Origin of the sequence: Amycolatopsis pigmentata, assembly GCF_042684065.1 — a bacterium.
Lineage (GTDB): Bacteria > Actinomycetota > Actinomycetes > Mycobacteriales > Pseudonocardiaceae > Amycolatopsis_E > Amycolatopsis_E pigmentata.
Genome location: NZ_JBHUKR010000004.1, coordinates 476,689 through 492,072, shown reverse-complemented (window position 1 = coordinate 492,072; position 15,384 = coordinate 476,689). Strand labels below are relative to the sequence as shown.

Genomic DNA, 15,384 nt, shown 5'->3' with positions numbered 1-15,384 from the left:
GCCATGAGTGCCGTGGAGCGCTTCCTGCGGCCCGAGCGCCGCTGGCCGCACGCACTCGGCATCCAGGCGGCGGCCGCGCAGGCCGGGTCGCAAGGTGTGCGGCTCATGCTGGCCTACCAGGCTTTGGCGGTGACCGGATCGCCGGTCTTCGTCGGTGTGGTCGCCGCTGTGTTCGCCCTCGCGGGGCTGGTCGTGTCGATCCCGTCGGGGAGGCTCATCGACCGCAACGGCAGCGCCCGCGTGGCCACGGGCGGCATGGTCATCTCCGTCGTCGGCGTAGTGGTAGGGGCCGCGTCACCAACAATCGCGGGGACACTCGGCGCGGCCGCCCTGGCCGGGATCGGGCAGATCTACGTCGTCGTCGCCCAGCAGGGGCTGGTGGCGCGGCTTACCGCCGGCAGCCCCGACGCGGCATTCGGCACCTTGACCGCCGCGGTGTCGCTCGGCCAACTCATCGGCCCGCCCCTCGTCACCGCAGTGGCCATCGCGGGGGCGGCCGCGGGGGAGGCCCATCCCCATACCCAGCTCGGCCTCGCGTGCTGTGGCGCCCTGTTGGCTCTGGGACTGCCGATGTTTTTCGTGCTCCGGCCGGCCGAGGCGGCGGCCGGGACCCCGCGGGGCAAGGCCGCCAAGACCGCATCGCTGCAGGAACTGGTCCAGGTGGCGGCTCTCCGGCGCGCCCTGCTCGTGGGCGCGACCGTGATCGTGACGGTCGACCTGCTGGCGTCGTTCGTCCCGGTGTGGGGCGTGGCCGATGGGATTCCGGCGAACGTCGTCGGCTGGCTGCTCGCGGTGCGGGCACTGTTCACCATCGCCAGCAGGTTCGGCGTCGTCAGGCTGGTCGTGAGGTTCGGCCGCAAGACGCTCCTTTTGCTGACCCTTGGACTGACCGTGCTGGCGCTCGTCCTGCTGCCCTTCGCGAACGCGTGGATCGCCGTCCCGATCATGGCGGCAATCGGGATCGGCCTCGGGATACCGCAGCCGCTCACCCTCGTCTGGATTTCGTCCTTGGCGCCGCCTCAAGCCACCGGTGCGGTCTTCGGCGCTCGGATGACCGTGAACCGCCTCGCGCAGGTGACTTTGCCCCTGCTCGTGGCCACTGTCGCGGGACCGGCGGGAATGTTCGCGGTGTTTTGGAGCACCGCCACCATCCTCGCCGGCGGTGTCATCCTCGTCGGCCTGACACACCAGGCATCCCTGAACACATCACCACCGAACCGACCGGCGGCGGACCCGCCGAGCCCGACTGGCCCCACGAGCTCGACCGCACCAACTCAATAAGAAAGGAATCGAGTCCTATGCCGCATACAGAAGGATTGATCGGAACGTACCGGCAGTTCTGGGAGGATGCCCCGGACGAGATCGTCGGAGACGGCAAGGTCTGGTATCACCGCACCCAGAACTCGATCACGGTGCACCTGACCGGTCCTAAGGGAGCCAGGTTCACGCGCGTGGGAAACCCGGACGAGTACTTCGTGTGGGCGCTGTTCACCGGCGTGCGCGTCACTGCCGGCGACGAGACGATCGAGGGCAAGGCCGGTTCGGTCTTCATCGTGCCCCCTGGCGACAGTGTGGTCGAGCTCACCGAGGAGGGCTCGGTGTGGCTGGGCTTCACCAGCCGGGCCGCCGACCTGATCGACCGCTGTCCCAACAAGACCGAGTACGAGCCGCCCGTCGACAACATCGCCCCGATCTACGAACTCGGCGCACCCGTCGACGGCTATGCGTTGCGCCACTACGACCTCGACGAAGGTGACGCCGGCCCGAGGTGCTTCGTTCACCGGACCGCGATGTCCAGGTTCAGGTGGCCCCTCCGGTCCCAACCACGTGATCCCGGCAAGATGAGCCCGCACGACCACGAGGACTTCGAGCAGGCCTCGCTCATTGTCGCGGGCACGTTCGTCCACCACATGCGACGCCACTGGGGCCGCGACTCGCGGGAGTGGCTGCCCGACGAGCACCAGATCGTCATCGCACCCGCCATCGCGATCTCCAAACCACCGGACATCCACACCACCCAGGCCATCACGAGTGGATCGACCGTCGGCCTGATCGACTTCTTCTGCCCCGTGCGTTGGGACATGGTGACGACAGACGGAATGGTGACCAACAACGGCATCTATCCCGTCCCGGACGAGCGCCCTCGCGGCCAGGGCCGCACCGACTTCGTGTACGCGGAGGACGACCCCCGAAGGGCACTGGAGACTGCCGCGCGCAGGCCTAGTCCGTGACACCGCACCGGCCCGGGTCGGCCGAGACGCGGCGCAGAGGCGTGTGTGCCGGGCCAAGGTCGACGCCGGGACCCGGCGCCACTTGCGGGGCCGCAAAAGGTGCTCGGCAAACCGGGAACTGCCCGCAGACAGCGGCACGATGGGAGACCGCGCCACGCGGGGCAGGCAACGCGTCCAACCGTGAGTTCGTGGCGCGACCTACAACTCGTCGGCGATCGCGGCCTGCGCCGGCGCAGAGACGTTCAGGTTCGCCGCAGCAGCGGCCAGTGGTAGTCCTTTGTGGACTTCGACCTTCCCGTCGGCGGCGGATTGGGGATTACGGGAAGCGGCCGGTGAACAGGAGCTGGGCGAGGTGGCTGTCGGTGGTGCGACCGTCTTCTTCACCGCCGTGACCCCGGAGTTCGTTCATCACGGCGAGGGTGTAGCGTTGGCTGGGGCCGACCCAGCCAACGGTGTTCATCACCCAGCCGTCGTCCTCCGCGCCCCAGCCGTCCTTGTTGCCGGGACTCGCCGCAGGCCCGGCCGCCCACACACCCCACTGCTGGTCCGGGTCGACGGCGGAGAGCTGGTCGACGATGTAGTTCCGGGTGTTCGCCGGAAGGTGGTCGAGTACGTAGTTGACCAGCCGATCCAAGTCGTTCGGGGTGCATTTCTGGAAGCCCCAGTACGGGAACGTGTTGCTGTAGCCGCGCTGCGGTACGAGCGAGGTCATGCCGTAGTCGCCGAAGTCCCGGTTGAACGCCATAGTGTCCGGGCCCGCGTATTTGAACCACAGCGAGTCGGCGGCGTCGTCGTTCGAGCTGTGTAGCATTCGCTGGATCAGCGTGCGGTCAGCCGAGGTCAGACTGATCTTGCCGGCGTCGTTCCGGACCAAGAGGTCCACGGTCATCGCAAGCTTGATCGTCGACTCGGTCCACATCGCCGTGTCGGCGGCACCTGTTCGCCACACCGCCCCGGTCTGCCGGTCGCGCACGACCACGCCGACGAGGCCGGGCCTGCTGGCCAGGTAGGCTTGTGCGGCCTCGAACCGCTGTTGGAAGTCGCAGTCGAAACCGGCGGCCACGGCCGGGCAGTTCGACGGGGCCTGAGGTGACGGCGCGGATTCAGTGGCCGATTTCGGAGATGGCGCAGTCGGCTGCGAGGAACTGGTCACCGGCGGCGGTGTGCTCGATGCGCGGCCCACACTGGTCACCGTTCCGCATCCGGCGATCACTGACATCACAGCCACCAGGATCGGCCACTGCCACCCACCGCGTGGCGAGGCCGCGGCGCGCCGGATCAGTTTCTTCGATCGAGTCATTGGCCGCAGGTTAACCGAGGCCCGGTACAGGTCCTCGCACCGGCATCAGCCCCGTTCAACAGGATGCCACCAAGGGATGCGGTTCGTTGGTGGGGGCGGACAGGGCCATCGCCACTTCGCGGGCGTAGATGAGCGCGGTGTCTTTGTCGTGGCTGTGGCCGGCGTAGGCCTGGGCGATGGCGTAGCCGTAGTGGCGTTCGACCCAGGTGATGGTGGTGCGCCGCAACCAGTGGGCCGTCACGCCGAGCTGGGCTGCCCAGTACAGGTGATCGCCTACCTGCTTCCACAGGCGGTCGTAGTGCCTCTGCTCAGCGGGCGATGGTCAGCGCGGCGCAGGAGTGTCAATGGCCAGTTGGACTTCCCCATAGGCGGCCAGCAGTTCGCCCCGCTGATGGCCACGAGTTCCTCCCCGACGGCGGCCAGATAGCTCCCCGCCGTGGATGGGGTGCTGATTAGTTCAACGCCTTCACCCCCTTTCCGGAGGTGGCCTGGGCGAGCCGGAAGCTGTCACCCTGGGTCACGACGATGTGGGCGTGGTGCAGTAGCCGGTCGACCGTGGCGGTGGCCAGGGTCTTGGGCATGATCTCGTCGAATCCGGAGGGGTGCAGGTTCGAGCTGACTGCCAGGGCGCGGCGCTCGTAGGCGGCATCGACCAGCCGGTAGAAGTTCTCGGCGGCGTCCGGGGAGACCGGCAGCAGGCCGATATCGTCGACGATGATCAGGTCGGTGCGCAGTAACCGGGTCATGGCCCGGGTGATCGAGTCGTCGACCCGGTGCCGGCGGACCAGCGGCCCCGAGGTCTTCGATGGTGAACCAGGCGACGGTCATACCAGCCTCGACCGCGGCCTGCCCGAGCGCTTCGCAGAAGTGGCTTTTGCCCGTCCCGCTTGGCCCGCAGATGCAGAGATTTTCTTTGCGTTGTAACCATTCCAGCGTCTCAGCGCGTCCTGGGTGGGGGGATCGAGGATGCGGCCTCGTCCCAGTCTCCGAAGGTCTTGCCAGCGGGGAAGGCGGCGCGTTTGCGGCGGGTGCGCAGGTTGGCAAACGGCTCCGGGCGTTCAAAAAGGCCCACGCGTGCTGGCAAAGAATCACCCGCCAGCACCCCAGGCTCTTCGCCGACTGGGCATGGACCCCAACGTTTTGGTGACCAAGATGGCAAGAGCCGTGTAAAGGGAGACCTTTAAACGCGGTTCCGTGGGAGCCCGGGGGTGCAATTCCCCCAGGCGACCCGACTTTTGAGGCATTTATGCGCAGGATGCGTATTCATGTGACGGACCATAGCGTCAACTGACGACGAAGCGCCAGTGCGTTGTGTGCTTCTTCGGGGGTGTCGATGGGGAATCCGGTGGGTAGGAGCTGGTTTTCGTAGCGCTGGCTGCTGGCCAGATACAGGCCGAAGCCCCAGTGGTGGGCGGAGCCGCGGTAGCGCAGCCGCAGGAGCGGCAGCACCTCACCGTCGGGCGGGAGTGCGTCGATGCAGGCGAACGCGCCCCGGTAGCGGAAGTCCGGGCACCCTGTGGCCGGCGTTGCGTGTTCTGGGTCGTGGACAACGGCTCCTCAGACCGCGGCCAGAAAGCCATCGATCACCTCGCCCAACGCTTCCCCAGCGCGGTCATGGTCCACACCCGCGTCCGCGCGTCCCGGACGAACCGGACCACAAGGTCCTGAATGGACACACGCCACGGCGCGGTAGCCATATTTGGTCCAGGCCCGGCAGGACAGCGTCAACGGCTATGCAGTCCAGTGCGCGGAACACGAGAGGGGCCATGTCGTCTTGCCACCCGATGATGTCTCGCTCTTTGCCGAGGTGGAACCAGGCGTAGCCAAGACCACTGACAGTGCCGGTCGATCACCCGAATGCTCCCGAAATGGTCTTGAAATCGGAGTATAGTCAGGCAGGCGGTTGATGTATCAGGAAAATGCCTGTCCGGGGAGAGAAATGCCTGTTGACGCGCCAGCGCCCGTCGTAGCCACGTCGTTGCCACCGCGCGGTTCCCGGTTGCCCGGACTGGTGCAAACGTTGGTATACGGCAAGTTCCGGCACCGTGTGCTGCCCAGGGCGCAGCGCCGGCACGGAGACCTGTTCACCTTGAAACTCGCGCAGTTCGGCAAAACAGTGGTGGTGGTCGCCGACCCCGAGCAGATGTTGCGCGTATTCACCGGTCCTGACACCGCGTTCCACGGTGGTGAGGGCAATGCCGTGCTCGCCCCGGCCATGGGAACGCGTTCCATGCTGGTACTCGACGAGGACGAGCACAAACGGATGCGGCGTCTCGTTCTGCCCGCCTTCTCCGGCGCGGCACTCCGTGGCTATCGCGAGATGGTCGTCGGCATCGCTGCCGGCGAGGTGGCCGTCTGGCCGGTGGGGAAGCCGTTTTCCGGGCACCGGCGCATGCAGGAGCTAACTCTCGACGTCATCGTACGGGTCGTGTTCGGCATCACGGATCAGGCGCGGCTGGCCGAAATGCGCCCACTGGTGCGCGCGATCGCCGCGATCGGCCCGATCACGCTGCTCGGACTGTCCGACCGGCGACTGCGCGGATTCGGTCCGTGGCGCACCTTCCGGGCCGTCCAGCAACGGCTCGATGAGCTGTTGTACGCCGAGATCGCCGAACGCAGGCGGTCGGCGGACCTGTCCGGCCGGACCGATGTGCTTTCCCGCTTGCTGCACGCCGGCGCCGATGACGCCGCCGGCGGAGGCTTGTCCGACGCCGAACTGCACGATCAGCTCATTACCCTGTTGCTCGCCGGCCACGAGACGACCGCCGCGGCCCTGGCCTGGGCACTGCACGAACTCGCGCGCCGACCGGAGTATTGCGCGCGGGTGCGGCAGGCGGCCCTGGCCGACGACGACGATTACCTGACCGCGGTCGCCAAGGAAACCCTGCGGATCCGGCCGGTGGTGTTCGAGGTGGCCCGCACGCTGGCGGAGCCCGTCGAACTCGGCGAATACCGGCTCCCCGCGGGAGTGTCGGTGATGCCGGCTATCGGTCTGTCCCTTGCCGCTCCCCGGTACTACCCGGACACCACCGAATTCCGGCCGGAACGGTTTCTGACTGACGACCTGCCCGCCACCGCGTGGCTGCCGTTCGGGTCCGGCGGACGCCGCTGCATCGGAGCCGGATTCGCGTTGATGGAGATCGTCGGCGTGCTCAAGGCGGTGTTGCGTGACCACGATCTCGCGCCGGATCGGCCCGCGCGGGAGCGGGCGCGTGTTCGCAGCGTCACGCTGGTGCCGAGACGTGGCGCGCGTATCGTGCTTACCCCGCGGCGATGACCCCGTCGTGACTGCCGGTCCGGCAATTCTGGTGTGATGGATCCCCCGGCCGTGTGGCCGGCTTGCACAGAAAAGGGAGCTTCTCCAAGATGCCTGACATGGCACAGACCGCACTCGACACATTGCTTGGCTCGATCACGGAGAAGGCCCTGCGCGGTGAGCAACCGGCCCGGGCGGAACTGCTGGACGTGCTGAACACCTCGGACGAGGACGTGCTCGATGTGGTCGCAGCCGCATCGCGGGTCCGGCGCCGGTTCTTCGGCCGGCGGGTCAAGCTGAACTTCCTGGTCAACATGAAGAGCGGTTTGTGTCCGGAAGATTGCTTCTACTGCTCGCAGCGGCTCGGTTCGACCGCCGACATCATGAAGTACTCGTGGATCAGCACCGATGAGGCCGTGACCAACGCCCAGCGGGCCATCGCGGCCGGCGCCAAGCGCGTGTGCCTGGTCGCCAGCGGGCGCGGCCCGGCGGATCGGGACATCGACCGTGTTGCGGACACCGTCGGCGCGATCAAGGACGCCACGCCGGACGTGGAGATCTGTGTCTGCCTCGGCCTGCTCAAGGCCGGCCAGGCCGAGCGGCTGCACGAGGCGGGCGCGGACGCCTACAACCACAATCTGAACACCAGCGCGGAGAACTATCAGGAAATCTGCACGACGCACACCTTCGACGACCGGGTGGCCACGGTCAGCGAGGCCAAGCATGCCGGCCTGTCGCCGTGTTCCGGCGCGATCTTCGGGATGGGCGAGACCGACGACGACATCGTCGGAGTCGCTCTGGCCCTGCGCGAACTGGACCCGGACTCGGTGCCGGTGAACTTCCTCATCCCCTTCGAGGGCACGCCGCTGGGGGGCCGCTGGGACCTGACCCCGCAGCGCTGCCTGCGCATCCTGGCGATGTTCCGGTTCCTGTTCCCGGACGTCGAGGTACGGCTGGCCGGCGGTCGCGAGATTCACCTGCGGGCCCTGCAGCCGCTCGCGCTGCACGTGGTCAACTCGATCTTCCTCGGCGACTACCTGACCAGCGAGGGACAGCCCGGCGCCGAGGACCTGAAGATGATCGCCGACGCCGGGTTCGTGGTGGAGAGCGCCGCCGAGCAGACCCTCCCGCCGGCCCGGCACGACCTGGTCACCATGCGGCGGCGCGGCGCGGGCTCGGATCAGCCGGCCAACACCTGACGTCCAAGCGCGTTCAGCGAGCGCTTTCGGCGAGAACCGGTAGCCGGCCGGTGAAATAGCTTTCCCGGCAGCGGCCGCGTTGCACCTTGCCCGACGAGGTGCGCGGGATCGCGTTGCGGCCGATCACCACGACCCGGTCCGGGGCGTGCCCGAGCTCGCCCCGCAGCCGCGCCATGACCGCGTCGGCGACCGCGTTCGGATCCACGTCGCCGGCCAGCTCGACCGCCACGATCATCCGCTCCTCGTCGGGCACCGCGAACGCGGCACAGCGGGTGACCGAGATGTCGGCCTGGGCCGCGACGTGCTCGTAGTCCTCCGGATAGAGGTTCGCGCCGCCGATGATGATCATGTCCTTGCCGCGGCCGCAGACCACGATGCCCGCCGGCGTCCGGTAGCCGAGGTCGCCGGTGCGCAGCCAACCGTCCCGGATCACTTCCGCGGTGGCCTCCGGCGCCTGCCAGTAGCCGAGCATCACCGAGGGGCCCTGCACGCAGATCTCGCCGATCACCCTGTCCGGCACGTTCGCGCCCCGCGCGTCCTGGATCGTCACCGTCACGCCGGGCACCGCGTCGCCGCACACCGCGAGGGTGCGTGCGGCGGACTCGCCGGGGGACGCAGGATCGGCCGTGCCGCCTGAGCACAGCGACTGCCTGCTGACCACGTCCCAGCTCAACGGCGCGAACCGGTCGCCCATGGTCACCGACAGGGTGGCCTCGGCCAGGCCGTACATCGGGGTGATCGCCGAGGGCCGCAGTCCGTAGGGCGCGCCGTAGGTGGTGAACGCCTCGACCGGCCCGGGCCGTGTCGGTTCCGAGCCGTCACCGCACACCCGCAGCGCGGACAGGTCCAGCCGTCGTGGCCGCAGCCGCATGCCGTCCCCGGCGAGGCCATAGGCGAAGTTCGGCGCCACGGTGCTGGTCGCCCGGAACTTCGACAACGCGTCCACGAAGCTGTCCGGCGCGGCCAGAAACGCTTCGGGCGCCTGCAAAATCAGGTGAATCCGGGCGGCGACCGCGGAGAGCACCGCGACCAGGCCGAGGTCGTGGTAGAGCGGGGCCCAGCTGACGTGCACGCTGTTTACGCCCTCGACCAGGAGCCGCTGGCAGCACACCGCCACGTTGGTGAGTAATTGGCGGTGGGTGAGGACGACCGCCTTGGACGGCCCGGTGGTGCCGGAGGTGAACTGCAGGTAGGCGATGTCTTCAGGCGCCGGCTGGTGCCGCGGTGGGTCGTCCGCCCGGCCGGTGACCAGCTCGCCACAGGTCAGCACGGGCACTTCCGGGCCGATCCGCTTGCTGATGAACTCGCCGAAGGAATCGGCGACGACCAGGCAGCACGCGTCGAGGTGGGCGATCCGGCGCCGGAGGTCGGCCATGATGGCGGCCAGGTCGGTCAGCCGGTGCGGCGGTGCGATGACCGCCGGCACCGCGCCCGCGCGCCACACCCCGAACAGGCTGAGAAGGAATCGCGGGCTGGTCGTGGACACCAGTGCGACCCGGTCACCCGGCCGCACCCCCACGCGGGCGAGCCCGGTGGCGACTCGGTTCGCCGTGGCGGCGAGAAGCGCATAGGGCAGCGGTGTTTCGCGCAGGCCGCCGTCGATCAGCGTGATGCCGCGCTCGCCGCGTCCGGCGCGAGCCAGGATCTCGGGCACGGTCGCCGCGCCGAACAGCTCCTCCGGGTGGGTGTAGTCGCTCAACGGGCGTCCCGGGCCAGTTCAGCCAGTTCCCGCTCGAACCGCCCGGCCAGTGCGGTGATGGTCGCCTCGGTGTGCAGGTTGGTGCTGTAGGTCCAGACCAGCCACAGCTCACCGGCGACGGTCAGCGCGGTGAGGTCGAGCACCCTCGGACGCAGCCCGGACTCCCCGCGGTGATGACCGAACGACTCGATCACCGGCCGGGAGTCCGCGGTGAAGTACTCGCTCACCTCGCCCCAGAAGTTGAAGCCGACCTCAGGAGCCGGCACCGTCGCCAGCCTGGCCCGGACCTCGGGGTCGTGGTGTAGTTCGCGCAGGATGCCGTATCCGGCTCCGCGGTGCGGGACAGCCGCCAGCTGGTCGCGGACGGCGCGCAGATCACCGGTGCGCAGCAGCACGGGCGTGAGGGTCGACAGCCGTCCGACCGTGCGGGACACGTCCAGGTCGCCGTAGGCCCACTCCCGGCCATGGCCCTCCAGCTCGATCGCGACTTCCCGCACATCAGTCCAGCCGGCGATGGTGCGGACCAGCGCGGTGATCAGCACGTCCCGGATCTCCACGCCGCGCGCGGCCGGCGGCCGGGCGAGCACCGCGTCCGCCGTGGCGCCGGTGAGCTGGACGAGAACGCGGGCCGCGGACGCCTGGGTGTTCGGTCCGATCCGGTGGTCCACGGGCAGGGCGCTGACGCGCCGGCCGGCCAGCTCGGTCCAGTAGGGCAGTTCCCCAGCCGCTTCCGGCTCGCGCACGCACTCCGCGAGCCGGGCCAGGCAGGCGCGCAGGGACGCGGTTTTTGGTGGCAGTACGGGGTTTTCGCCTCGTTCGAGCGCGAAATACGCGACACGCAGTTCTTCGTAGAAGACGCGCGAGGAGTAGTAATCCATGACCAGCCAGTGCGCGCTGACCAGCAGTCGTGGCGCCCGCCGCGCACCGAGGTCGAAGGATGTCAGCGTGACCACCGGGCCGTTCGCCAGGTCGAGCCCGCCGTTGCGGCGCGCGACATGAGCGCCGATCTCCGCCTCCAGATCGTGGTCGGCGACGTGCGCCAGCCCGACCGCCTCGACCAGGCCGGCCGGGGACGGCCGCGCCGCGACGATTTCGGCACGCCAGCCGCACCGGGCGCGGTGGAACCGGGTGCGCAGTGCCTCGTGCCGGGCGAGCACGATATCCAGCGCGCGGGCCAGCACAGCGGTGTCCAGGAGCCGGCCGAGGGCGAACACCGGCCACATGCCGTTCCAGTGATCGGGCTCGGCCACCTCCTGCGCGAAGAACCAGTGCTGGCTGGGCGTCAGGCCGACCGGTCCCTCGGCCGGCTCCTCGGGGGCCGTGGGTGGTGGCGCCGACCGGGCGAGGGCTGCCTGCCCGGCGACGGTCGGGTGCCGGCAGAACTCGGCCGCGCTCAAGTGCAGGCCGGCCTCGGCGGCCAGGGCGACCGCACGCACGCTGAGCAGCGAATCGCCGCCCAGGGCGAAGAAATCGGTGTCGCGGCCGACGTGCGGGGTGCCGAGCAGCGACCGCCAGATCTCCGCCAGCGTCCGTTCGGCGTCGCCGGCCGGTGGCTGGGCCGGCTCGGCGGGAGGTGGGGGCGGCAGGGCCGCGCGTTCGACCTTGCCGTTCGGGCCGAGCGGCAAGGCGGTCAGCGCCACGATGACCGGCGGCACCTGGTAGGCGGGTAGCCGCGCGGCCAGGAAATCGCGCAGTTCGGCGAGATCCAAGCCGGCGTCTGTGGTGGGCACGACGTAGCCGACCAGGCGCCGGGGCCCGCCGTCGGGCCCGGTGGCCACCGCGACGGCCGCGCGGACCTGGTCGTGCTCGGCGAGCGCGGCCTCGATGTCGCCGAGTTCGATCCGGTGCCCGCCGATCTTGACCTGGGTGTCCAGCCGGCCGAGGAATTCGATGCTGCCATCCGTCAGATACCGGCCGGTGTCCCCGGTCCGGTAAAGCCGTTCCCCGGTGTCCGGGTGCGCTGGGAAGGCTGCCGCGGTCAGTGCGGGGTCGGCCCAGTATCCGTCGGCCAGCCCGCTCCCGCCGATGAACAGTTCGCCCGCAACCAGATCCGGCTTGTCCGCGAACCGGGAGTCCAGCACCCGGAAGGCCTGGTTGCGCAGCGGGGTGCCGTACGGGACGCTGCGCCACTCCGGATCCACTGCGGTGATCGGCTGCCAGATCGACCAGATGCCGGCTTCGGTCGCCCCGCCGAGGCCGTAGATCAGGGGGCCGGCGCCCGCGTGGAGGCGCCGGACGAGGGGCAGCGGGATCCAGTCGCCGGACAGCAGCACGGCCCGCAGCGTGGCCGGCAGCGGGGTGGCCGCGGTCGCGCGGTGCTCGACCAGCATTTCCAGCAGCGCGGGCACGCTGTTCCACAGGGTCACCCCATGCCGCACGGTCAGCGACTCCCAGTGAGCCGGGTTACGCACCTCGTCCGCATCCGGCAGCACGATCGCGCCACCCGCGCCCAGCACGCCGAAGATGTCGTACACGGACAGGTCGAAACTCAGCGCGGACAGGCCGAGCACCCGGTCGCCGGGGCCGACGCCGAGCCGGTCGTTGATGTCGGCGAGGGTGTTGCCCGCGGCGCGGTGGCTGACCATCACGCCCTTCGGCGCCCCGGTCGAGCCCGACGTGAAGATCACGTAGGCCAGGTCGGTCACTGCGGTGCGCGGCGACTCGACCGGGCCGTCCGGCAGGTTCGCCCGCGCCGCCTCGACCACCAGCGCCCGCCGCGCGCCGAACCCGGTGACACCGGTCTGGACCACCACTGGTTCCGCGCCGGCGGTGTCGAGCACCCGCGCGACGCGCAGCGGTGGCAGGTCGGCGTCGATCGGGAGGTAGGCCGCCCCCGCGCGCAGAATCCCGAGCACGGCGACCACCTGTTCCCAGCCCTTGCGCATCAGCACGCCGACCAGGCTGTTGGGGCCGGCGCCGGTGCTGCGCAGCCAGTGCGCGACCTGGTTGGCGCGCCGGTCCAACTCGCCGAAGGTCAGCGTGCGGTCCGCGGTGAGCACAGCGGGCGCGTCCGGATCATGCCGCGCCCAGCGATCGATGCCGGCGTGGAGGAGTTCCCGCGGCAGCGGACCGGCGGTGTCGTTGACGGCAGCCCGCGCGTCGAGTTGCCGGCGCGGCGCGGTGACCGGAACCCGCAGGCGCAGCGTGTGCTCGTCGTCGGCGATGGCATGCAGCAGGCCGGTGTAGGCGGCGAACATGTCGTCGAGGACCCCGGCCGCGAACGCGGTGTCGACCGCGTCCCAGCTGACCAGCAGGCCCTCGCCGCGCACCAGTACCTGATTGTCCAGCAGCACCTGCGGGGTCTGGGAGATGGCGTAGCCGGTGGCGAACACGACGTCCTCGAAAGCCGCGACGCCGTCAGGTTCGGTCAGCAAACTGGTGAACACGATCGGCATGCGGGCCCGGTCCGGAGTGCCGGTGCGAGCAAGTTCCCGCTGCACCAGCACGCCGGTGAATTCCGCGTGCGCCAGATCCGCACGCAGTTGCCGCTGGATCGTGGCCGCCGTCGTGGCGAGATCGGGACTGCCGGTCAGCTCGCACTCCAGCAGGACCGTGCCGGTGAAATCGCCGATCACGCCGGCGACACCGGGATGCCCGCCTGGCCTTTGGGCAACGGTGACGTTGAGCGTGAAACGCTCCCGGGAGCTCCACACGCGCAGCACTTCCGCGTAGGCCGCGCACAACAGCATCGACGGCGTGACCCTCGACGCCCTGGCACGATCGCGTAGGCCGGCCCAGGTCGCGGGGGAAAACCGGTGCTCGCGCCGGGTGAACTCGGGCCGGTGCGCGGCCGGCAGGTCGCGGACCGGCAGCCGGGGTGCCGGCGGCAGCGTGCCGATCCGGTCGAGCCAGTATCGCCGGCACCGCTGGTAGGCCGGTCTGTTCCGGAGGGCCGCCGTCGCCAGCAGAACGTCGCGGAAGGTCACGCCGAGCGCGGGCAACGCCGTGTGCGGGTCGATGATCAGCCGGATCCATTCGGCCAGCAGCAACTGGATGCTGCTCGCGTCGGCGATCAACAGATCGATGCTCAGGTGCAGCCGGACGCGGTCGCCGAGGTCCTGGGTGCGGATTTCGTAGAGCGGCCACCGGTACGGGTCGAAAACCTGATCGGCCAGTTCGGCTCGAATGGCGTCGGTGGCGTCGTGATCGTGGTGGCGGATGGGGTAGTGGTGATGCCGGCGAGTACCTGCTGCCTGCCGTCCGGCAGCAGTACGGCACGCAGCATGTCGTGCCGGACAAGCAACCGGTCGAACGCGGCGCCGATCTCTCCGGCGGACGCGGCGAAGAAATCGATCTCCAGGTAGAAGTGCGCGGAGCGGCCGCCGAGTTCGAAATCGCCACCGCCCAGCCAGTATGCCTGCTGGACCTCGGTCAGCGGGAACGGCAGTGACCTGCCCGCCTCGTCGGGCTCGATGATCTCCTCCGGCTCGGCGAAGTGCCGATCGAGCAGTGCGGCCTGCAGCGTGTCGGCGAGTTCGTCGATACCAAAGTCGAACAACGACTCCACTCCGATGTCGACGCCGTACCGCGCGTGCAGTGCCGACTTCAACCGAAGCGTGGCAAGGGATTCCAGGAACAGCCGATCGCCCCGCACCGGTGAACCGGTCGTCTCCGCGACGAGCGTGGTGAGCTGATCGCGCAGCGCTTCGGTGGACTCGCCGCGCGCGGAGGGCGCCGTCATTTCGTGTCCTTCGGGAATTCCCGCTCGGCGGCGGTCCGCGCGGCCGCGGCGCGCAGGAACCGGTAGACCCCGGCGGTACGCGCCATCCAGGCGGTCAGGCGCGGGGACACCGCGCTGCACACGTCGGCGACCCGCTCCAGCGGCGGCGCCACGGTGATCTCCACCCGGTCGCGCCGGATGCAGCGCAGCACGGCGGCGGCGACTGCTTCCGGTGGCACCGTACGGAGCAGCGCCGGGCGCCCTCCAGCGTTCCACCGCGCGGCGATGCCGACCCGGCTGACCATCGTCGGATATACCGCGGACACGCCGACCCCACTGCCGCGCAGTTCTTCGCGCAGGGACCAGGTGAAGCCCACCAGGCCGTGCTTGGCCGAGCAGTTCACCGTGGCGTAGGGGTAGGCGGTCCGGCCACCCACCGAGCCGATGACCACGATGTGTCCGCGTCGCCGGCGCAGCATATGCGGCAGGGCGACCCGGACGAGCGCCTCGGTGCCGAACAAATTGGTCAGGATCACTTCTCGGATCGCCTCGACCGGGGCTTCGTGAAACAAGGTGAGATATTCGATTCCGGCATTGCAGATCAACAGTTCCGGTGGCCCCAGCTCCTGGCACACCGTGTCGATCACCCGTTGCTGGCCGGGGATCTCGGTCAGGTCGGCCGTGATGATCAATGGTTCACGGCCCGGCCGGGCGATGGTCTGTGCCGTCTTTTCCAGCCCCGCGCGCGACCTGGCCACGAGCGCAAGGCGTACGCCCAGGTCGGCCAGGTGGGCCGCGATGACCGGTCCAATGCCGCGCGAAGCCCCGGTGACTATGCCGACCGCGCCGGCGATGTCGCGCAACGAAAGCCCCCGTTTCGTGGAATTCCCCGGCTTCCGCGTGTCGCCGGATTCGTCAAACAAATATCCATCGAAATTGGTGGATTCTCTCTTCGCAGATTAACCCGGTGTCCGGGGGCTGGCAAGACCCCGTTCGGCGCTTGTGCTCCACCATTGAGCTTGCTAGCGTCGGTCGTACC

The 15,384-nt window shown here is 69.4% G+C and carries 12 protein-coding genes and 1 pseudogene; 4 read left to right on the top strand and 9 right to left on the bottom strand.

Going from position 1 to position 15,384, the window contains the following annotated elements; genetic code table 11:
• The first annotated feature begins 3 nt into the window (after nt 1-3).
• Together ACFSXZ_RS04050 and ACFSXZ_RS04045 are read left to right on the top strand one after the other, a co-directional pair.
• Nucleotides 4-1,281: an MFS transporter gene (locus tag ACFSXZ_RS04050; protein ID WP_378261337.1), complete on the top strand. Its 1,278-nt coding sequence runs from the start codon at nt 4-6 to the stop codon at nt 1,279-1,281.
• A 17-nt stretch (nt 1,282-1,298) separates the two neighbouring features.
• On the top strand, nt 1,299-2,231 hold the full coding sequence (locus ACFSXZ_RS04045) for a hypothetical protein (protein ID WP_378261335.1): 933 nt from the start codon (nt 1,299-1,301) through the stop codon (nt 2,229-2,231).
• A 316-nt stretch (nt 2,232-2,547) separates the two neighbouring features.
• On the opposite strand, the gene ACFSXZ_RS04040 is transcribed toward ACFSXZ_RS04045, so the two are convergent.
• From ACFSXZ_RS04040 to ACFSXZ_RS04020, 5 genes and pseudogenes are all read right to left on the bottom strand, one after another.
• The gene (locus tag ACFSXZ_RS04040) at nt 2,548-3,531 is read right to left on the bottom strand and encodes a tat pathway signal sequence (protein ID WP_378261333.1); all 984 of its coding nucleotides are present in this window, start codon (nt 3,529-3,531) and stop codon (nt 2,548-2,550) included.
• A 55-nt stretch (nt 3,532-3,586) separates the two neighbouring features.
• Nucleotides 3,587-3,772: a hypothetical protein gene (locus ACFSXZ_RS04035; RefSeq protein WP_378261331.1), complete on the bottom strand. Its 186-nt coding sequence runs from the start codon at nt 3,770-3,772 to the stop codon at nt 3,587-3,589.
• Between the two features lie 211 nt (nt 3,773-3,983).
• Complete coding sequence (locus ACFSXZ_RS04030) at nt 3,984-4,277, bottom strand: ATP-binding protein (RefSeq protein WP_378261329.1); 294 nt, start codon at nt 4,275-4,277, stop codon at nt 3,984-3,986.
• A gap of 109 nt (nt 4,278-4,386) precedes the next feature.
• Nucleotides 4,387-4,623: pseudogene (locus tag ACFSXZ_RS04025) on the bottom strand (hypothetical protein); the annotation flags it as partial.
• A gap of 171 nt (nt 4,624-4,794) precedes the next feature.
• Nucleotides 4,795-4,980: a hypothetical protein gene (locus ACFSXZ_RS04020; protein WP_378261327.1), complete on the bottom strand. Its 186-nt coding sequence runs from the start codon at nt 4,978-4,980 to the stop codon at nt 4,795-4,797.
• Between the two features lie 490 nt (nt 4,981-5,470).
• On the opposite strand from ACFSXZ_RS04020, the gene ACFSXZ_RS04015 reads away from it, so the two are divergent.
• Both ACFSXZ_RS04015 and bioB read left to right on the top strand, forming a co-directional pair.
• Nucleotides 5,471-6,808, top strand: coding sequence for a cytochrome P450 (locus tag ACFSXZ_RS04015; RefSeq protein ID WP_378261325.1), 1,338 nt, complete (start codon nt 5,471-5,473; stop codon nt 6,806-6,808).
• Nucleotides 6,809-6,906: 98 nt separating this feature from the next.
• Nucleotides 6,907-7,986 (top strand): biotin synthase BioB, encoded by a 1,080-nt coding sequence (bioB, locus tag ACFSXZ_RS04010; protein ID WP_378261323.1) that lies wholly within the window; start codon nt 6,907-6,909, stop codon nt 7,984-7,986.
• 13 nt (nt 7,987-7,999) lie between these two features.
• Here bioB and ACFSXZ_RS04005 read toward each other — a convergent pair whose 3' ends face one another.
• The 4 genes from ACFSXZ_RS04005 to ACFSXZ_RS03990 are packed head-to-tail and all read right to left on the bottom strand — an operon-like array spanning nt 8,000 to nt 15,268.
• Nucleotides 8,000-9,685, bottom strand: a complete 1,686-nt coding sequence (locus ACFSXZ_RS04005) for an AMP-binding protein (RefSeq protein WP_378261321.1) — start codon at nt 9,683-9,685, stop codon at nt 8,000-8,002.
• Nucleotides 9,682-13,755, bottom strand: coding sequence for an amino acid adenylation domain-containing protein (locus ACFSXZ_RS04000; protein ID WP_378262749.1), 4,074 nt, complete (start codon nt 13,753-13,755; stop codon nt 9,682-9,684). Before ACFSXZ_RS04000 ends, ACFSXZ_RS04005 begins: the two co-directional genes overlap by 4 nt.
• Nucleotides 13,713-14,366: an acyl carrier protein gene (locus ACFSXZ_RS03995; protein ID WP_378261319.1), complete on the bottom strand. Its 654-nt coding sequence runs from the start codon at nt 14,364-14,366 to the stop codon at nt 13,713-13,715. Before ACFSXZ_RS03995 ends, ACFSXZ_RS04000 begins: the two co-directional genes overlap by 43 nt.
• Nucleotides 14,363-15,268 carry an SDR family NAD(P)-dependent oxidoreductase gene (locus ACFSXZ_RS03990; protein WP_378261317.1) on the bottom strand — a complete coding sequence of 302 codons (906 nt, stop codon included), beginning with the start codon at nt 15,266-15,268 and terminating at the stop codon, nt 14,363-14,365. Before ACFSXZ_RS03990 ends, ACFSXZ_RS03995 begins: the two co-directional genes overlap by 4 nt.
• Nucleotides 15,269-15,384 lie beyond the last annotated feature (116 nt).